At 25.3% G+C, this 20,052-nt stretch carries 16 protein-coding genes and 1 pseudogene; 2 read left to right on the top strand and 15 right to left on the bottom strand.

The window, feature by feature from the left end; genetic code table 11:
• Positions 1-73: 73 nt before the first annotated feature.
• Both AAT22_RS07895 and lexA read right to left on the bottom strand, forming a co-directional pair.
• A complete protein-coding gene (locus tag AAT22_RS07895; RefSeq protein ID WP_016208417.1) occupies positions 74-280 on the bottom strand; it encodes a hypothetical protein in 207 nt (68 codons plus the stop codon).
• A 202-nt stretch (positions 281-482) separates the two neighbouring features.
• A complete protein-coding gene (lexA, locus tag AAT22_RS07890) occupies positions 483-1,928 on the bottom strand; it encodes a transcriptional repressor LexA (protein WP_242849800.1) in 1,446 nt (481 codons plus the stop codon).
• Positions 1,929-2,102: 174 nt separating this feature from the next.
• Here lexA and AAT22_RS07885 point away from each other — a divergent pair, with 174 nt between their 5' ends.
• Complete coding sequence (locus AAT22_RS07885; RefSeq protein ID WP_047000817.1) at positions 2,103-3,716, top strand: putative ABC exporter domain-containing protein; 1,614 nt, start codon at positions 2,103-2,105, stop codon at positions 3,714-3,716.
• 19 nt (positions 3,717-3,735) lie between these two features.
• Positions 3,736-4,446 carry an ABC transporter ATP-binding protein gene (locus AAT22_RS07880; protein ID WP_016208421.1) on the top strand — a complete coding sequence of 237 codons (711 nt, stop codon included), beginning with the start codon at positions 3,736-3,738 and terminating at the stop codon, positions 4,444-4,446.
• A 64-nt stretch (positions 4,447-4,510) separates the two neighbouring features.
• Here the strand turns inward: AAT22_RS07880 and AAT22_RS07875 are convergent, their stop codons facing one another.
• The 13 genes and pseudogenes from AAT22_RS07875 to AAT22_RS07810 all read right to left on the bottom strand — a co-directional run bounded on the left by AAT22_RS07875 (position 4,511) and on the right by AAT22_RS07810 (position 19,783).
• A complete protein-coding gene (locus AAT22_RS07875) occupies positions 4,511-5,029 on the bottom strand; it encodes a TIGR04002 family protein (protein WP_047000816.1) in 519 nt (172 codons plus the stop codon).
• Positions 5,013-5,855: a pyridoxamine kinase gene (locus AAT22_RS07870; RefSeq protein ID WP_047000815.1), complete on the bottom strand. Its 843-nt coding sequence runs from the start codon at positions 5,853-5,855 to the stop codon at positions 5,013-5,015. The genes AAT22_RS07875 and AAT22_RS07870 overlap by 17 nt, the downstream gene beginning before the upstream one ends.
• A gap of 152 nt (positions 5,856-6,007) precedes the next feature.
• Positions 6,008-7,864, bottom strand: a complete 1,857-nt coding sequence (gene htpG / locus AAT22_RS07865; RefSeq protein WP_047000814.1) for a molecular chaperone HtpG — start codon at positions 7,862-7,864, stop codon at positions 6,008-6,010.
• A 704-nt stretch (positions 7,865-8,568) separates the two neighbouring features.
• Positions 8,569-9,987 carry an aminotransferase class I/II-fold pyridoxal phosphate-dependent enzyme gene (locus AAT22_RS07855; RefSeq protein WP_016208426.1) on the bottom strand — a complete coding sequence of 473 codons (1,419 nt, stop codon included), beginning with the start codon at positions 9,985-9,987 and terminating at the stop codon, positions 8,569-8,571.
• A gap of 22 nt (positions 9,988-10,009) precedes the next feature.
• Positions 10,010-11,230, bottom strand: coding sequence for a pitrilysin family protein (locus AAT22_RS07850; protein ID WP_040436969.1), 1,221 nt, complete (start codon positions 11,228-11,230; stop codon positions 10,010-10,012).
• 207 nt (positions 11,231-11,437) lie between these two features.
• Complete coding sequence (gene scfB / locus AAT22_RS07845; protein ID WP_047000813.1) at positions 11,438-12,793, bottom strand: thioether cross-link-forming SCIFF peptide maturase; 1,356 nt, start codon at positions 12,791-12,793, stop codon at positions 11,438-11,440.
• A gap of 72 nt (positions 12,794-12,865) precedes the next feature.
• Positions 12,866-13,003 (bottom strand): six-cysteine ranthipeptide SCIFF, encoded by a 138-nt coding sequence (scfA, locus tag AAT22_RS07840; protein ID WP_016208429.1) that lies wholly within the window; start codon positions 13,001-13,003, stop codon positions 12,866-12,868.
• Between the two features lie 72 nt (positions 13,004-13,075).
• Positions 13,076-14,107, bottom strand: coding sequence for a galactose ABC transporter substrate-binding protein (locus tag AAT22_RS07835; RefSeq protein ID WP_047000812.1), 1,032 nt, complete (start codon positions 14,105-14,107; stop codon positions 13,076-13,078).
• A 26-nt stretch (positions 14,108-14,133) separates the two neighbouring features.
• Positions 14,134-15,156, bottom strand: a complete 1,023-nt coding sequence (locus tag AAT22_RS07830; RefSeq protein WP_047000811.1) for a galactose ABC transporter substrate-binding protein — start codon at positions 15,154-15,156, stop codon at positions 14,134-14,136.
• A gap of 20 nt (positions 15,157-15,176) precedes the next feature.
• Positions 15,177-16,211: a galactose ABC transporter substrate-binding protein gene (locus tag AAT22_RS07825; RefSeq protein ID WP_047000810.1), complete on the bottom strand. Its 1,035-nt coding sequence runs from the start codon at positions 16,209-16,211 to the stop codon at positions 15,177-15,179.
• A gap of 192 nt (positions 16,212-16,403) precedes the next feature.
• A pseudogene (locus AAT22_RS07820) lies at positions 16,404-17,377 on the bottom strand (galactose ABC transporter substrate-binding protein).
• A 426-nt stretch (positions 17,378-17,803) separates the two neighbouring features.
• Positions 17,804-18,478: a TrkA family potassium uptake protein gene (locus AAT22_RS07815; protein ID WP_016208434.1), complete on the bottom strand. Its 675-nt coding sequence runs from the start codon at positions 18,476-18,478 to the stop codon at positions 17,804-17,806.
• Positions 18,479-18,490: 12 nt separating this feature from the next.
• Positions 18,491-19,783 (bottom strand): potassium transporter TrkG, encoded by a 1,293-nt coding sequence (locus tag AAT22_RS07810; RefSeq protein ID WP_047000809.1) that lies wholly within the window; start codon positions 19,781-19,783, stop codon positions 18,491-18,493.
• Positions 19,784-20,052 lie beyond the last annotated feature (269 nt).

Here is a 20,052-nt window from a genome sequence, read left to right as displayed (position 1 = left end):
TTATTTAATTTTAACTATAATAAAAAAATAGAAAAGCCCTATAAGCTTCTCTATCTCAGCTATTTTAATAACTCTACCATTCAATTGTTAAAATATTTATTTCATCTTTTATTAATGAAACCTTGTACCCTTCTAATGCTAACCAAGCTAATAATTCTTTTTGTACCTCTTCATCATTACACATAAGTATTGCTGAAACCTTATTTATATCAGAGTTTTTAGCATAATTAATATTATCTAATATTTTTCTTTTTTTATCATTTAAAAATTCTAGATTCATAAAAACCTCCTACATATTTTAACTTATATAAAATATGTATTAGTCAAAAAGCATTATTATGTTGATTTACTTTATTTTCCAGGAAATATTTTTATAATTATCTTTAATAATTATAATTTATAGAAGAAATTGCTTATAAAATTTCTAAACTTAAAAGCTTATTACATAATAGATTTAATTTAATATCTACCTCTTTATCTTCTTAATTGTGAGATAAATCCTGTTTTATTATTCCAATTGCAACTCCTAATATATTAACTTCTTTATTTTCTAAATTAATTGGAGCATATAAGGAATTGGCTGGCATTAACTTCGGTGAATCACCATTTAAGTTTAATGTTTTTAATGTTGCCTCTCCATCTAAACTTGCAGCTACTATTTCATTGTGATTTGCTGTGCCTTGCTTTTTAATAACAACTAAGTCCCCATCACAAATATCTTTTTCCACCATAGAATCTCCTTTTACTCTTAAGATAAATATATCTTTTCCTCTTTCAAGCCAATACTTTGGTATATAAAAGTTACCTTCTATATTATCATTTATTTCTATAGGTGTTCCAGCTGCTATATTATTAAACATTGGAATATCTTCTAATTCATTTTCGTTATAACAAATATCATTTCCTTCAAATATTTCTTTTTTATTCGAAGCAGTGTCTATATTAAACTCTATAATTCCCTTGTTTTTTAAGTTAATATATCTATATTTTTCAACTGTATTTACTTGTTTTCTCTTCTCTTCTTCATATTTGATTTTGAAATTAAAGCTTTTTCCTTTTACATCAACACCTAAAGTATTTACTTTTCTTCCTTTAATCATCCAGGAATTTTCTTTATTATTGAATTCATTATTTAACACAAAAATAAATGAAGAATGAGCCATATTTTTATAAATAGCTTTTATAAAATCTATTTCACCCTTAGTAAACTTCTCCATATCATCTAATATGATATGACTATATAGGCCACCATGATTATTTATATACAAGATAGCATATAAAACATGGTCATATTCATCCATGTATCCTTTAGCAATTAATTTATCATTATATAAATCTTTAATTTTATATATAGCCTCTCTTGTGTAAGAAGATTTTTTGATTCTTCCACCTCTACCTTTTCTATCAACTTCTAAATATTCCTTTTTAGAAAGATTACTTGCTTTAATCCATAAAATTTCTTCTAATACAAACTCAATTGTTACTTTTTGAAGAAATTTAGATTTTTTATGAAATAATAATATTTCATCCTCTAAGTCTTTCAAAATCTCTAAAGACTTTATTTTATCTATAACCTGCATAGCTAGTCCTTTTTTTCTTCTAAATGCTTTAGAATATGTATCAATAAGTTCTTCTATTGATACAATATTTACTCTATCTTTTTCTAATGAAAATAATGAATAAAAATAATTCTCACTACTTTCTTTTTTATAAAGTTCTATTGCTTCATGAGCTTTAGTGTAATTAGATGTTACAAGTAAAATCTTGTCCTCCTCATAAATGCAGTAATTATTTTCTAAATTTATTGTTTTATATATCGATGCAGTACTCTTTCCTGTACCTTCATTACCCTTTAGCATTTGATATCCTGAATTTTTATGATTTATAAATCTGTGTTGAATATTAGAAAAATCCATTACCTTCACCACCGTATCCTTCTTATGTTTTATGTACTATAATCATATATTCTATAATAGTTTATGTCAAATAATCACTATTAAAAAGTAGTGATGTTTAAGTGTATTGACTATAATTTAACATTCTTCTTGTTATATATAATATTATTTGCTATAATTTAACAAACAACTTTGGGAGGTATTTAAATGAATGATTTAAAAGTTTTAATATATTTAGATCTTTTAAAAATTAAAAATTTCTTTTTTCAAATTTTCACTAATCCAATTCTCTTTCTAAAAAAACTATTTTCAATTATTATTTTCTTTGGAGTCTGTTTTTCTTCAATTATTATTTCAATATTTAAAAATGAATCTAAAATATCTATAACATCAGAAATTCAACAAGCTTCACTTGGAATAATAGCTGTACTATCTGTTATTATTATATTATTTGTTTTAGCACATTATTTAAATGATTATGCACCAAGTAACTTTTCAATTTCAGATATTAATTATTTATTTCCTTCACCATTGAATAACAAAATAATACTTTTTTATTCTATGGCTCGTAGTGCTATAAAAGGTGTAGCTAGTTTCTTCTTAAGTATTCTTTTCATTATACTTATGCTTTTAGCTTCAACTAATTTATCATTAATAGGATTATTACCAATAGCTTTTGGTTTCTTCTTTATATTCTTATTATTTATTTCGCTATCATACTTATTTTTTGCATTGAAAGTTAAAACAGGTCTAATAAAAAAGTTTAAGATTATATCCTACATATTACAAGGTATTACATGCTTAATAGTTTTATTTTATTTATATAAACTATGGACATTTAACTTTAACTTTTTTGAATTATCTCTTTCTATTTTTGATAGTTTTCTGGTTAAGTTACCAGTAGTTTGTTCTATTATAAACTTTATATCATTACTTTTAACTGAAACAGTTACACCACCAATATTCGACATAGTGTACTTAATTGTATTAACTGTACTTAATTGTTTTTTATTTACAGCTCTAAATACTGACTACTATGAAGAAATAGCTGAAAAAGTATCTGTACAAAATGAAAGGATTAAGCAATTAAAAAATAATAAAAAAGATGTTCATTCACAAATGGAAAAGGAAATAAAAAATGTTAACTTAAATAGTAACTCTAAAGAAAGATGGGGAGTGCTATCATTATATTGGAAATCTTCTATTATTAGAAAAAGAAAACAAACTTCATTAAAGAAATATTTGTTATTCTTATTTAACATTATTATTGGCGCTATAGGGGGATATGTAACATTACAAGGAAATCAATTAATTTCAATTATCGCAATTTCAGTTGGAACAGTTTATATAGGTCTTATTTCATCTAACTTTTCTGAGTTGTCTAGAGAATTAAAAAATGTGTATATATACATTATCCCTGGAAAACCAATAAATAAAATTCTTTCTACAGTCTTAGATGAGCTTTTAGTATTACTAATTAGAATTAGTATAATGCTTATACCTTCAATTGTTTTAAATTCAGAATTCTTAATCTTAGGAATAGGATGTTATATACTAACACTAGCATTTTCTCTTGTAATAAAATTGCTTAATTTAATATTGATACTTCTTATGCCAAAAGATAATGAATCTGGCCCTGGAATGCTTGCAACCTTTGTATTAATGATAATTATAATGATTCCATTTTTAGCAACTGGAGCTACATATGGATTAACACTTAATACTTATATAGCTTTTGGAGTATTAACTGTAATAATAGGTCTTTATCTAGGTTTATTAATATTATTATGCAATAAACTATTCGATCTTATAGAGTATTAAGAATTAATAGGAGGAAAATATGTTAGAAGTAAAAAATTTGTCTAAATCATTTAAGAAAAATAAAGCAATTGATAATATATCATTTAGTTTAAATACTGGGGAAATAGCCATATTATGTGGTCCAAATGGTGCTGGTAAGACTACTACCTTAAAATGCATACTTTCTCTATTAAGAAAAGATTGCGGTGATGTTTTAATAGATGGCAAGTCAACTAAAGATAGAACTATAAGAGAAACCTTAGCATATATACCAGAAACACCTGATTTATATAATTTATTAACAGTTTGGGAACATTTTAAATTTATAGCTCTAGCTTATAAAATCAAGGATTGGACAAGCAAAGCTGAAGATTTAATGAATATTTTCAATTTATCTAATAAGAAAGATTCTCTTGCTAAAGATTTATCTAAAGGTATGAAACAAAAAGTTTCTATTATAATGGCATTAATTCATGATCCAAATATAATTTTAATTGATGAGCCATTTGTAGGGTTAGATCCAAATGGAATAAAGGAATTTAGAGATATGTTATCTAAAATAAAATCTCTTGGGAAGACTATACTGGTTAGTACTCACATATTAGCTTCAATGGAAGAAATTAGTGATACTATGATTTTAATGAAAGAAGGTAAAATAGTAGACTCTGGAAGCAAGGAATATTTAAAAGAAAAATACAACGAAATGGGCAACATAGAAGATTTATTCTTTAAAATAATTGATAATGCTTAATAATAAATATGGCTGTCCTTGAGACAGCCATATTTATTATACTTACTTTATTATAATATTTAAATTATTTTACTTGTAAAGATAATCTTTTTCTAATTTTTATCCTATCTAAAGAATAACTAAGCATTAGAAATATTATTCCACTTGCTATAGGTTGTATTAACTCCATAAAAAAAGTTGCAAGTGGTGCTATAAAATTTCCTGATATAATTCCTCCAGCCAAATAATATCCAAACCATCCTACTATTCCTGCTAAAAATACAGCACTTATATTTCTTTTGCAAATAATATTATTATCTTTAGATGTAAAAAATAATACCATAACTGGCTTAATTATTATTGTTGGTAAAACCCAAAGCATTCCTCCAGATAATGCATCTGAAAGCCCAGCCCCTATTGCTGCGGATATCATAGCATAAGGTGTGGGTAATAATACAGCTGATAAATATATAAGAATATCACCTAAATGAATATATCCCCCATTAAACCCTGTAGGAATATGCAAAAATGCTGTTATTACATATATTAATGCTGCAAAAAGTGCTGTTATTACTAAATTTCTTGTTTTAATATTTTCTTTCATTTATCAAAATCAACTCCTTTAAAAATGCTTCAAACATTATCCCTTCCTTAGGATTAGTTTTAAATTTAGATGTATATTGAATAGCTTCATATATAAAGTTAGAAGCTTCTTTAATAGCAAAATTCAAATCATGTCCATTTAATAATAACCCTATAATTATTGATGTAAATATGTCTCCAGTTCCACTATAAGACTCATTATTAAAATATTCTTTTACCATAAAAACTTTATCTTCTTCTTTATCATAAACAAAATTGTAAATTTTATTTTCTCTTATTATTCCTGTAATAATAACTTTTTTAGGACCCATTTCGGATATTTTAACAGCAATTTCTTTTATTATTTCATCACTCATCTTATTCTTTTTATAATCTTCACCTGTTAATATGCAAGCCTCAGTTAAATTTGGTGTTACTATATTTGCAATAGAGATAAGTTTTTTCATTTTATTGCACATATTTTCTGTGAAAGTATCATAAATCATTCCATTATCCCCCATAACAGGATCTATAACAATTAAAGAATTTTTATTATCTAACACAAAATCTAACACTATATCAATTTGCTTTTCTGAACCTAAAAAACCACTATATATACAATCAAATTTTATATTCAACTCTTTCCAAACTTTTTTATAATTATTCATTTCATTAGTTATATCTAAAAATGAAAATTTATCAAATCCAGTCTGAGAAGAAAGTATAGCTGTCGGAAATGGACAACATTGTACCCCTAAAGCTGATAATATTGGAAGTGCTACTGTTAGTGAACATCTTCCTATTCCAGATAAATCATTTATTGTTGCTACCTTTTTTACCCAATTCATAAGTGCACCCGCTTTTTATTAAGTATTTATTTTATAATAATCCAATAATTACATTTTGTCTATTGTACCGATACAATGTTAAAATCAATAAAAAAAATAGAACTATTAATTTTAAATAGCTCTATTTTTTATTAATATCTTTTAATTTTACTTTATAATTCTATTACTTTATTTAATAACTCATTACTTCTATTAATAAAATCATTCATTTCTTCAGCATTTAATTCCTTATTAGATATTAACGCTAAATCTAAAATATATTTACATATTAAATTAATATCATCTTTTTTATTTTCATAATCTAATGACGCTAATTTTTTAATTATTGAGTTATTATTATTTATAACTAAAGTTTTTTCTTCCACAAACATGTTTGGCATTTCCATCCCGCCGAACATTTTGCTCATTTCAAGCATTCTTCTTGATTGCTCTGAAACTAGTATAATAGCAGGTGTCCCTGAATTTTTCAAATTTTCAACTTTAATACTATTTACTTTATTTAAAGTTGCTTCTTTAAATAATTCTTCTAATTTAGTATTTGCTTCTTTCAAATCTTCACTTTCATTATTTTTAAGTGTTTCAGAAATGTCAGAATCTATTCTAGTAAATGTGACACTATTTTCTTTTGATTCTAAGAAGCTAATAAAATGATTATCTATTGAACAATCTAAAATTAAAGCATCTAAATCTGCTTCTTTAAACATTTTAATATATTGTGATTGTTGTTTCTCATCTGTTACATAAAAAACTTTATTTTCATGTTTATCTTTATTATCTTCTAAATATTCCTTTAAGGTTATATATTCACCATTTAATCTTCTAAAAATGATAATATCTTTTATCTTATCATAGAAGCTTTCATCTCTTAAACAACCGTATTTAATAAATATTTGAATATCCTTCCAGAAACCATTAAAATTTTCTTTTTCATTTTTATATAGTCCAACTAATTTATCTGCTACTTTTTTAACTATATGCTTAGATATTTTTACAACGTCTTTATCTTTTTGAAGGAAACTTCTTGAAACATTTAAAGGTAAATCTGGACAATCTATTGTTCCCTTTAATAATAGTAGGAAATCTGGTATAACTTCTTTTATATTGTCAGCAACAAAAACTTGGTTATTATATAACTTTACTTGTCCTTCAGTAGCTTCTAATTCATGCTTTAGTTTAGGGAAATATAATATTCCTTTTAAATTAAATGGATAATCTACATTTAAATGAATCCAAAATAATGGATCATTAAAATCCATAAATACTTTTTTATAAAATTCTTTATACTCTTCATCCGTACAATCTTTTGGAGACTTTATCCATAATGGTGTTATATCATTTAAAGGTTTATTATCTTCTTCCTTAACCTCATGATCTTCTTCTTCTAAATATATTTCTATAGGTAAGAAAGAACAATACTTTTCTATTATTTGTTTCACTTTATATAATTCCAAAAATTCATTACTATCATCATCAATAAAAAGAGTTATAGTTGTTCCTCTTTCTTTTTTATCGTCACATGGAGATACTTCATATTCTGTGCCGCCATCACAAATCCATGTTACTGCTTCTGCTTCTTTTAAATAAGATAATGTATCTATTTGAACTCTTTTAGCAACCATGAATGCTGAATAAAATCCTAGACCAAAATGACCTATTATATCTGTACTCTCATCCATTTTATCTTTGTATTTTTCTATAAAATCTTCTGCTCCTGAAAACGCTACTTGAGTTATATATTTTTTAATTTCTTCTTCCGTCATTCCAATTCCATTATCAATAATTTTTAAAGTTTTATTATCTTTATTTAACGAAACTGTAACTTTATATTTTTCATTTTCATTTTCTTTTGCTTCTCCCAATGAAACTAACCTTTTATACTTGCTTATAGCGTCACACCCATTACTAATAAGCTCTCTAATAAATATATCTTTATCAGAATATAACCATTTTTTTATAATTGGAAAAATATTTTCTGTATGTATTGAAATATTTCCTTTATTTTTCTCCATAATTATTCCCTCCTCTTTCCTGTAAATATTTTATTTAAAAGAATTTCTTCTGTCAATCTTTACTAAGATTTATTTAAGTGTTTGAATTACTATTATTAAATATTAGAACAATAAATTTTGTATTTATAAAATAAAGCTTTAATTATCTAGTATTTTCTTTAATTTTTTAATCTTCTATTATTTACATATCTTTTTCTTATAATATCTTAACAAAATGTATTGTAAAATAATTCCTTAGAGATATATAATATTGATATAGTCTATTACTTATTAATTTGTAAAGAAGGTTTTATTATGAAAAAGCTCACTATAAATACTTTTTCTTGGATTCTTATTGTATTAATACTCTCATTATATTTACAAAGAAAATTGAACTTTCCTTTAAACTATTATATTTTTATAATTGGAATATCTCTTATAATATTTGGTATTTTCTCTGTCCTTAAATCAATATTTGGGAATAGTAAATATACTATAACTAATAAATCTGAAATACTTGTTTGTCTTAAAAATACAAATATCAATACTATATCTATTTGTTTAGCAGGTCTTATATCTTTATTAACTGGTATTTTATTATAATCTTTAAATTTTATAAAAAGTAGGCAAAGCTAATTCATTTTTTATAGTAAAAAATTTATCTTTAAACCTTCCACTTAATAATATAAAACAAAAAATTATGTTGCCTACTCATCTTTAAACATTTATATTTCATTTTCAATTATCTTAATATATCCATTATCTATACCTATTACATTTAAATTATTATGGATATATTCATTAACGATATCTATAATTTCTTTTGTTATCTTTTCGCCAGCACAAACTATTGGTATTCCTGGTGGGTATGGAATTATCGATTCTTTTGCTATTTTATTTAAAGCTTCATTTATGTTTATGTTTATACTATTTATATTAAAAACTTCATTTGGCTCCAACACTTTAATTGGTGCTATCTTAGGAAACACTACATTTTTTTCATTACATCTTAGTAAATTCATATCTAAATTTTTAATAGCTAAGTATATCTTTTCAAACTCATCTTCTGTATTTGAAGGCGATAATATAAGAACTACACCATTGGAAAAACTCATTTCGCCTTGTATTTTAATACTTTTAAAATATTTTAATAATTTATGGCCACTATATCCATTTTTTAATATAACTAAATATCTACTCCTATCAATTGAATATCCTTCTTTTAAATCCATATCACTAGCTATTATAGCTTTATCTAAAAGATTTATTTTTCTCTTCCATTTTTCTGCTAAAACAACTAAATTCTCATAATCCTCCTTGCCATAATTATCTAAATAATATCTAGAATAATCTAATGAAGCCATTATTAAGTATGATGGTGATGTAGTCATAAACGCTTTAATATAAAAGTTTATATTTTCACTATAATCATTTACTAATAAGTAAGCTCCTTGTGTCAATGCTGGTAAAGTTTTATGTGCACTTAGTACAATATAATCACCAAGATTCACTAGAGATTTAGGTAATTCTCTACTTATTACAAAATGAGCTCCATGTGCACTATCAATTATGACTTTTAATCCCTTTTCTTTTAATTCAATTATTTTATTTTCTATATCATAAGATATTCCAAAATAATTTGGACTTGTAAGTATTATTCCTTTTGGATTAGTTGATTTATTTAAAGCTTCATCTATCTCTTTTTCCCTAGGTGGTAGAAATACTCCCATTTCTTCATCTACTACAGAATCTATATAAATTACTTTAAGCTTTCTCAAAATAATACCATTATAAATTGACTTATGGCAATTTCTTTCTACTAATACCTCATCGCCTTCATTGAAAGCTGCAAATATTGACGCTAAGTTTCCAGATGAACTTCCATTTACAAGAAAATATGCTTTTTTTACATTATAAGTTTTTGCTAAAAGATCTTCTGACTCTTTTATTACTCCTTCAGGACAATGTAAATTGTCTAGATTATCAACTTCTGTAATATCCAGTTCTCCTAAAGATTCTCTAAATTTCTTACCTAATAAGTCTCTTAAAAATGCTTTTCCACTTTTGTTTCCTGGCATTGATAAAATCAAATTTTGTTCTTTATGATACCTTAATAATTCTTCTAACAAAGGTGCTTTACTCATTAATATCTCCCTTTTATTTAAATTAATTACTTATAACTTGTATAGATTTATTTTTTAATACTTTTTTAGCCACATCTAGGATATAATTTTTGTTTATAAAATCAATATTATTAAACTCATCTGAGTATGTTTTATAATCACCAAACATTGTACTATATGTTGATAATTCTTTAGCTAAAATTATATTTTGCTCTTCTCTAAACCATCTTTTTAATTTTATAGACTTTATAAAATCTAATATATCATTATCACTTATATCTTTTTTAAACATATCTATTTTGTTTATGCATTCATTTATTAATTCTAAGGATTTATCTAAGTTTTCTTTTGAAGTACTATAAGTTATTTTATAGAGTTTTATATACTTTTCGTAAGAAATCTTAGTTAAAACATCATATACAAGACCGTTTTTTGTTCTTAATGTATCAAATAATACTGAATTAACTCCCTCACCAAAATACTCATTAAATATTCTTAACGCTTTTATTTCATTATAACTTAAATCATTTATTGGAAATATAATTTGAACCTTACAAGTATTTATCCCATCTTTAATATCTCTATAAAATCCAAAATTAGAATTCTCATAACTAATATTCTCTTTACTATTATCCTCATATATACTTACCCAAGATTCAAAATATCTTTCTACCATATTTTTAACTTCTTCAAACTCTAAAGAAGATACTATTGCTATAGAGGTCTTATGAGGCAAATAGTTTTCTCTATAAAACTGTTGTATATCTTTTAGTTTTATCTTTTGTAAATCCTCACTTATACCTATTATTGGGTACTTTATTCTTCTTTCAGAAAAACTATTAAAAAACAACCTATCTTCACAATATTGTTCTAACTCCTCATCCCATTCTTTTAACTCTTCCACTATTACATTCATTTCTTCCTGAAAACCTTCACTTGGAAATATGGGATTTAAAATTATATCTGAAAAAAGTTCTATACCATTTTTTAAATCTTCATTTAGCATAGTTCCATAATAAATAACATAAGGAAAATTTGTCATAGCATTTTGAAAACCAAAAATTTTACTTAAGTCTTTATTTATTTTCTCTTCATTTCTCTTTTTTGTACCTTTATAAAGCATATGCTCAGTTGCATGAGCTACTCCTAATAATTTTTTTTCTTTACAGGCACCTGCATCTATTGATATGGATATTGAAGTTAAGTTAGATGTAGTTTTTGTATATATAAGTTTTATTTTATTTTTTAATATAAACTCCATAATTTCACCACCTTTATTCAGCTGATAGTTTACAATTCACAGCTATTGAAATAATTTACCCTTGTTGAATTATGAACTTTTTAGTTATATAAAAGAAATGATTGCTTCACAACAAAGTTATGCAGCAACCATAAATTAAAAACTGTAGTCAATATTTCTTTAGTAAACTAATTATCTAACCTGTAAATTGTACATTTTGAAATACTTAAATTATTCTGCTTTTAAAGCAATTGCACATTCAATTCTCTTCTTTTGCATTTTACAGCCAACTTCATAAGGTATTTTCATATCTCCATTGAAGCTAAAGTTATTTGCTTGACACCCTCCACTACAATAAAATCTTGCCCAGCAATCTCTACATTTAGGTTTATTATATATATGAGCTTTTTTAAATTCTTTGCCAAGATCTTTGTTGTATGTATCATCATATATAGTTCCAAGTTTAAATTCTTCTTTTCCTACAAATTGATGACATGGATAAACATCACCTTGTGGAGTTATTGCAACATATTCAAATCCTGCACCACAACCTGAAATCCTCTTATAAACACACGGTCCACCATTTAAATCAACATTAAAATGATAGAAGTTATATTCTCCATCCTTCTCTTTTTTTCTTCTTACCATATCTTCATATAATTTATCATAGTTTTTCATTATTTCTGGCAAATCCTCTTCTCTTAGCGCAAGAGGATTTCCATCTTCTAACACTACTGGTTCTATAGAAATTTCATCAAAGCCTTCATTTAACATAGCTTGTACATCTTCAAAGAAATCAGTATTAGCCCTTGTGAAAGTTCCCCTAACATAATATGTTTTTCCTGGTGTTCTCTTACTTATCATCTTTTTTATATTAGGAATTATATCATTATAAGATCCACTTCCATCAACTTTAATTCTTACATTATCATTAACACATTTTCTTCCATCTAATGAAAGTATGATGTTTCCCATCTCTTTATCCATAAACTCTATCATTTCATCATTTAGTAGAGTAGCGTTTGTTGTCATAGTAAATCTTACATTTTTCTTCCAACCTTTTTCATTTTCTCTAGCATACTGTATTATTTCTTTTACAGTATCCATTATCATAGTTGGTTCTCCACCAAATAAATCTATTTCTATATTTCTTCTTGGGCCACTTCTTTTTATTACATAATCAATTGCTTTTTTAGCCGTTTCTATTGACATAACACCTTTATTTCCGTTATATTCCCCTTCGTCAGCAAAGCAATATTTACATCTTAAGTTACATCCATGAATTATATTTAAGCATACTGCCTTTATATAATCCCTATCATCCATTGATCCATGAGCTATATCTTCATATCTATCTTCTGAATATAATAAACCATCTTTTATAAGATCCATTATTTCATCATAAGCTTCTATAATAGTATCCTCATTATATTTATTACTTAAATTTTTTAATGTTTCTTCTTTATTCTTCATTCCTTCATCATGTACTAAATCATATACTAGTTCGTCTACTATATGAACTGCTCCTGTATTTACATCTAATACAAAATAATTTTCACCTTGTTTAAATTTGTGTATCAAAGACATTTTCTATCCCTCCAAAAGCTTTGCTAAAACTAAAAAGCAAGCAGCAACTAACTTGTTGCCGCTTCTTGTTAATTAGTTTTCACACTCTAAGTTTGCAACTGTACATGAAGTTTTGCAAGCTGATTGACATGAGTTAGCACATTCTTTACAACCAGGTTTTACTAAACTGTTCTTAATATTCGTCTTGTTGATTGTCTTAATATGTTTCATGATTATACTCCCCCATTCTTCCAAAATACTCCACGATTATAACATAAAAATTTTACTTATAAAAGATTAATTTTATAAATTTGGTGATTTTCTTGTTATGTAACCATTATATGGTATCATAACTGCTACACCTGCTTTATCCAGTTTATATTCTGTTCCTTGCAAAGGTGGATTCTCTTTAACTAAATTCATTCCTATTCTATAAACTGCTTTAACCACAGCTTCATGATCTTGTATAACTGTTCCCGTCATTACACCTTCTCTAATTAATTTTACTGCTGGATCTGTTGCATCTATTCCTACTACTACTATATATTTTTTTGGATCTCCCTTATTATATCCAAGCTCCTGAAGTGCTAATATAGCACCTATTGCCATTTCATCATTATTTGAAATTATTACATCTATATTATCTGTATTCTTCTCAAATAAATATTTTACTCTTTCTTTAGCACACTCCCTATTCCAATTACAATATTCTGATGCAATTTCTTTTGTTTTAATTTCATGTTCATTAAGTGTTTTTATAACACATTCACTTCTAAGAGTAGTTGTTACATCATTTATAACACCTTGTAATAAAATATATTCTAAAATATTATTCTTATTTCTGTCTACTAAGCTTTCATTTCTTAATTCATTAATTATCATTTCTCCTTGTATATTTCCTGATACACAAGTTTCAGATCCTATGTATATAGCTTTATCATAAGTTTCAATAATATCTAAGGATTTAGGCTCTCTCCCCATAAATACTACTGGTATATTTGCTTGTTTTATTTTATGAATTAATATACCATATTCATTTGCATCTACAACATTTAATATTATTAGATCTACTTTCATATCTATAAGTTCATCTAATTGTTTGTTTTGCAATTCTTGATTATTCTCTGCATTATAAAATATAAAATCTACTATATCTTTATTTTCTTCTTCTATCTTCAAAAAATCATTCTTTATTAAAGATACATATGTATCTTCAGTGTACAATAATATCCCTACTCTAATATAAGACATATTATCAATATAAGCACTTACATTTGTAGTAAAAATATTAATATAAAATATTTCAGCTATAATTAATAAAATTATCTTTTTCATTTTTCCTCCGATTATACTTATATTAACTAATCTCTAACCAAGTAACCATTAAATGGCATTCTAACTCCAACTCCTGTTATATCAAATTTATATTCTGTGTCTTGTAATGCTTTCTTGCCTTCAGCCAAATTTAATACTATTTTATAAAGAATCTTTGCCTTTTCTTTAGCATCTTGTATAACTGTACCTGTTATAAATCCTTTTTTTATCATATCCCTAACTTCACCTGTTCCACCTATTCCTACTACTGATATAAATTTATTTGGGTCTCCTAAATTATAACCTTTTTCTTGAAGCGCTAATACAGCTCCTACTGCCATATCATCATTATTTGAAATAATTACTTCAATATTATCACCATATTTATCAAATAAAGAATTAATTTTCTCTTTAGCACATTCTTTTTCCCAGTTACATATTTCAGTGGCTATTTCATTAGTTTTAATTCCATTTTCATTTAAATCTCTTATAACACATTCACTTCTTAATTGAGCTTCTACATTATCTCTTTCTCCTTCTAATAATATATAATCTAAACTATCATTTTTATTTTTATCCTTTATATTCCCTTTCTTCATTTCATTTATTATCATTTCACTTTTAATTTTACCTGCGTCACAAGCTTGTGTTCCTACATAAATAGATTTATTATATGACTTTATTCCATTCAATGATAAAGGCTCCCTGTTAAAAAATATTAATGGAATATCTTTTTCCTTAACTTTATTTATTATTGAGTCTGCTTCATGTACATCTACAATATTTAACAATATTGCATCTACTTTCATATCTATAAGCTCATCAATTTGCTTATTTTGTAATTCTTGATTTCCCTCTGCATTATAGAATATAAAGTTTATTACATCTTTATTTTCATTTTCAAGTTTTTCTAACTCTTTCTTAATTTCAGAAATATAACAAATACCTTCTTTATATAAAAGTACTCCTACTTTTACAGATTTTTCATTTATAGTATTAGCACTTACATCTAATCTAAATATGTTTAAAATTATAACTAATACAAAACTAAATAAAATTAACTTTTTCATTTTTTTCCTCCATGTTATATCTATCTTAGTGAACTTCTAATTAAATATCCCTCATATGGTATCCTAATTCCTACTCCTGTTACATCAAATTTATAATCTGTATCTTGTAAAGCTGGTTTTCCTTCTGCTAAATTACTTCCTATTCTATATAAAGCTGTAGCCATTCCATCTGAGTCTTGAATAACAGTTCCTGTCATAAATCCATTTTCAATCATTTGTCTTGCTTGCTCTGTTCCATCAACACCTATAACTGAAATATATTTTTGGGGATCGCCTAAGTTATATCCATTTTCTTGTAATGCTAATATAGCTCCTATTGCCATCTCGTCATTATTAGAAATTATTAATTCTATTTCTTTTCCGTATTGTGAAAATAACTTTTCTGTAGCTTGTTTTGCACATGCTCTATCCCAATTACAAAACTCTTCCGCTATTTTAATAGTTTTAATATCATTCTCTTCTATTCTTCTTATAACACATTCACTTCTGTATTGAGCCTCCAAATTATCTTTATCTCCTTGCAATAGAAAGTATTGTATAGTATTATCTTTATTCTTATCTGTAATTCCTTTATCTCTCCATTCCTTTATTACTACATCGCCTTGCATATTTCCTGATTCACAAGCTGTTGTCTCTATATAAATTGCTTTATTTGTGTATTCTTTAATACCATTTAAGGACAATGGCTCTCTATTAAAAAATATTACTGGAATATTGCTTTTTTTTATTTCTTCTAATAATTTATCAGCATTATTTATGTTTACAATATTCAAAAAAATAACATCAACTTTATCTTTTATAAGTTCTGCTAACTGCTTATCTTGCAAATCTTGATTTCCATCCCCATCATAAATTATAAACTGTATTCTATCCTTATTTTGGTTTTCTATTTCTATTAATTTATTTCTTACTAAGGAAATAAAATAGTCATTTCCTTTATAAAGCAATACCCCAGCACGAATAGGTTCTGTATTTTTTAAAATAGCCTTAGGTTCTATACTAAATACATTTATAAATATTGCTATCATAACACATATTGAATTTATTTTTTTCATTTTATCCTCCATATTATGATTGATTTAAACTTATTTATTATATGGGTTGTATATCTTTCTCTTTCTCATTTAACTTAGTTCTTTATAATATATGTTTTAAGTATAGTATAAGAAATATATACATATTTAATACCTATTTTTAATTTTAAAAAAATAATAGCCACCAAAAAAAGATAGTTATTATAAATTATATTATTTTCTTATTATGTATCCATTATATGGTATTCTGATTCCAATCCCTGTTACATCAAATTTATATTCTGTATTTTGTAAAGCTGGTTTCCCTTCTGCTAAATTAACACCTATTCTATAAAGTGCCTTTGCCATAGCCCCATAATCTTGTATAACAGTTCCTGCCATAAACCCATCCTGAATCAATTTTCTAGCTTCATCTATTCCGTCTATCCCTACAACCGAAATATATTTTTCTGGATCACCTAAGTTATATCCATTTTCTTGAAGTGCTAATATTGCTCCTATTGCCATTTGATCATTATTTGAAATTATTGCTTCTATTTCATTTCCATGCTCTTCAAATAATTTTTCCATAGTTTTTTTGCACATTCTCTATCCCAATTGCAAAACTCTTCTGCTATCTTATTAGTTTTTATTCCTTTATTTTCTATACTTCTTATAACACATTCACTTCTATTTTGAGCCTCTAAATTATCTTTATCACCTTGAAACAAAACATATTGAATAGCTTTATCTGAATTTTTATCTATTATCCTATTTTTTTCCCATTCTTTAATTATCATATCCCCTTGCATATTTCCTGAATCACAAGCTGTTGTTCCTACATATACAGCCTTATTCGTATGTTCTTTAAGACTATTTAAATTAAATGGTTCTCTATTAAAAAATATAACTGGAATATTAGTTTTTTTTATTTTTTCTAATAATTCATAAGATTTCTTTACATTAACAATATTTAAGAGTATAATATCCACTTCACTATTTATAGCCTCATCTAATTGCTTATCTTGTAATTCTTCATTGTCCTTTCCGTCATAAATTATAAAGTCTATTATATCCTTATTTTGATTTTCTATTTCTAATAATGAATTTGTTAATAATGATATAAAATAATCATCTTCTTTATAAAGCAATACTGCTGCACGAATTGGTTCTGTAATTTTAATAGCTTTAGGTTTTATATTAAGCATATTTATAAATACTATACTTATAATAAATATTAGATTTATTTTCTTCATTTTATCCTCCAATCAAATTATTATAAACTTTTTATACCTTTAAATTATTCATATTTATAAGTTATAATTTTGTTTTTAAATTAACAAGATAAAATTAACGTATAAATGTATTATAAGTAATAATATATATTTAATACTAGCTTTAAATTTTTATTGTATTAAATGACTTTATAGTATTTAGACAAATATCTAAAAATATTTAAACTTAATACCTTTATCAAATATTTTCCTCTTGAATTTCTTATATAATATGTTATTATAGTTTTATTATTTATTAGCTTCCAAGCGGAGTGAAAAATAGATACACATATGTGTGAAGAGTGAAAATGGCAAATCACTCTTTTTTTTGATGAAAAAGGACTATATGAATAGTCCTTTTTATTTTACATTTAAGTATTCTTCTAAATTTCTAATATTACTCCTTTTTCCTATAACTACTATTAAATCATTTTCTCTTAATATATATTCTGGATCTAATTCTATTATAGTTTCTTCATTCCTTTCTAAAGCTATAATATTTAAACTGAAATTATTTCTTATATTCGATTTTAAAATAGACTTCCCATCTATTTTAGAAGTAACTTTTAACTCTTCTATATGAATATCATTGTTTAGCTCAATAAACTCTAATGCTTCTTCATTTAGCAATCTATTTGCAATTCTTATTGCCATATCATTTTCAGGGTACACAACCTCTGCACCTATTTTTCTTAAAACACAACCTTGTTCATAAGTAGTTGCTTTAGATATAACTCTTTTTACTCCCATATTAATTACATTTAATGTAGTCAATATGCTAACATCTATTTTCTCACCTATACATACGAATACTGTTTCACAATTTTGTATACCGGTTTCCTCTAAAGTTTCCTTATATAAATTATTAACTACAAAAGCATTTTCTGTTAGGTGTCTAATTTGTTTTATTTTATTTTCATCATTATCTATTACTATTACTTCTTTTCCAGCTTCTATAAGTGTTCTTGCTAATGCAAAACCAAATCTTCCAATTCCTATTATTCCAAATTCTATTGCAGATTTATAACTAAACATATTTATCTCTCCTTATCCTATTATAACTGTTTCTTCTGAATAATAAGCACTTGATGCTTCCTTAAAAGACCAAATTGTAGCTATAGTCATAGGTCCTAATCTTCCTATAAACATAATTAGTGAAATAATTATTTTACTTAAATCATTAAGATCTGGTGTTATTCCAGTTGATAATCCCACTGTACCAAAAGCACTTGTTACTTCAAATAATAATTGCATAAAAGTATAATTAGGTTCTATTATACTTATAACGAAAGTTCCCATACATACTACAAGTAAGGCTAATATAGTTAAATTAAATGCTTTAAAAACTACACTTGTAGGTATTGTTCTCTTAAATGCACTACAATGCTTATTTGTTGATGTGCTATAAATACTTTTATATAAAGTAAATAAAGTGGTAGTTTTAATACCTCCTCCAGTAGATCCTGGAGACGCACCAATAAACATTAAAATAACTAATACAAATAATCCTGAATTTGTAAAGTTACTTAATGAATAAGTACTAAATCCTGCAGTTCTTGCGGATGTGCTAAAAAAGAATGCCCCAAGCCAAGAAATATCCTCTGTTAATTTTAGCAAAACTGTACCTACTATTAATAATAAAGTTGTCATTGTAAGAACTATCTTTGTATGTAGGCTAAATTTCTTAAAGGATTTCTTTACTAAAATTTCTTTAATTACTAAAAATCCTAATCCTCCAAATATAATTAATCCACATGTAGTTAAATTTAATAATACATCATTTTTATATTGTATTAAATTTTGAAATCCTCCAAGTATATCAAATCCTGAATTATTAAATGCTGCTATGGAATGGAATATGCTTATTCCTAAAGCATCTAAAGGCTTATAATCTTGTGAAAATACAATATAACTTAAAATTACTCCTATAAATTCAAAGGTTAAAGTTACTGCTAAAACTGCTTTTACTAATCTTACTAATCCTTTCATTGTATCTAAGTTCATGGATTCTTTTATAAGTGTTCTTTCTTTTATTCCTATTCTTTTACCTAAAAGTAATATAAAACCAACACCAACAGATGTTACTCCTAATCCTCCTACTTGAATTAGTAAGGCAACAATTGATCTTCCAAATACAGTAAAAGTATCTGCGGTATCTATAGCGATCAATCCTGTTACGCATACAGCGCTAGTTGATGTAAATAATGCATCTACGAAAGATACATCGACTCCTTCATTTATTGATATAGGGAGTTTAAGTAATAATGCTCCTAATATAATTACTATTAAAAATCCTAAAACAATAATTCTTCCAGGCTTAATCTTTTCTATTAATTTCATACAAAGCTCACTCCTTTATGATTAATATCTGGAAACTTAATATATTTAATAATTTATGATAATATTTCCAAAAGATTTTAATATTAATTCTATATTAAAATCTTCTATAATATCTTGTACATTTTTATAAATTATATTTTAAAACTTCCTAAGATTTTACGGTTAATTATATATAGACAAGCAATTAATGTCAATTTCATTATTCTTATGCATAATCTTTTAAAAGCTGAATTAACTTAAACTACCCCTTAATAATTAGCTTATATTCA

Origin of the sequence: Clostridium sp. C8 (assembly GCF_001010885.1) — a bacterium.
Lineage (GTDB): Bacteria > Bacillota > Clostridia > Clostridiales > Clostridiaceae > Clostridium > Clostridium sartagoforme.
The sequence above is the reverse complement of the archived record's forward strand: the minus strand, read 5'-3'. Positions and strand labels throughout refer to the sequence as shown.

Coding starts and splice junctions, on each gene's coding strand:
- AAT22_RS07895 (WP_016208417.1), bottom strand. CDS start 280: ATGAATCTAGAATTTTTAAATGATAAAAAAAGAAAAATATTAGATAAT.
- AAT22_RS07885 (WP_047000817.1), top strand. CDS start 2,103: ATGAATGATTTAAAAGTTTTAATATATTTAGATCTTTTAAAAATTAAA.
- AAT22_RS07880 (WP_016208421.1), top strand. CDS start 3,736: ATGTTAGAAGTAAAAAATTTGTCTAAATCATTTAAGAAAAATAAAGCA.
- AAT22_RS07875 (WP_047000816.1), bottom strand. CDS start 5,029: ATGAAAGAAAATATTAAAACAAGAAATTTAGTAATAACAGCACTTTTT.
- AAT22_RS07870 (WP_047000815.1), bottom strand. CDS start 5,855: ATGAATTGGGTAAAAAAGGTAGCAACAATAAATGATTTATCTGGAATA.
- htpG (WP_047000814.1), bottom strand. CDS start 7,864: ATGGAGAAAAATAAAGGAAATATTTCAATACATACAGAAAATATTTTT.
- AAT22_RS07855 (WP_016208426.1), bottom strand. CDS start 9,987: ATGAGTAAAGCACCTTTGTTAGAAGAATTATTAAGGTATCATAAAGAA.
- scfB (WP_047000813.1), bottom strand. CDS start 12,793: ATGTCTTTGATACACAAATTTAAACAAGGTGAAAATTATTTTGTATTA.
- scfA (WP_016208429.1), bottom strand. CDS start 13,003: ATGAAACATATTAAGACAATCAACAAGACGAATATTAAGAACAGTTTA.
- AAT22_RS07835 (WP_047000812.1), bottom strand. CDS start 14,107: ATGAAAAAGATAATTTTATTAATTATAGCTGAAATATTTTATATTAAT.
- AAT22_RS07830 (WP_047000811.1), bottom strand. CDS start 15,156: ATGAAAAAGTTAATTTTATTTAGTTTTGTATTAGTTATAATTTTAAAC.
- AAT22_RS07825 (WP_047000810.1), bottom strand. CDS start 16,211: ATGAAAAAAATAAATTCAATATGTGTTATGATAGCAATATTTATAAAT.
- AAT22_RS07815 (WP_016208434.1), bottom strand. CDS start 18,478: ATGTTTAGTTATAAATCTGCAATAGAATTTGGAATAATAGGAATTGGA.
- AAT22_RS07810 (WP_047000809.1), bottom strand. CDS start 19,783: ATGAAATTAATAGAAAAGATTAAGCCTGGAAGAATTATTGTTTTAGGA.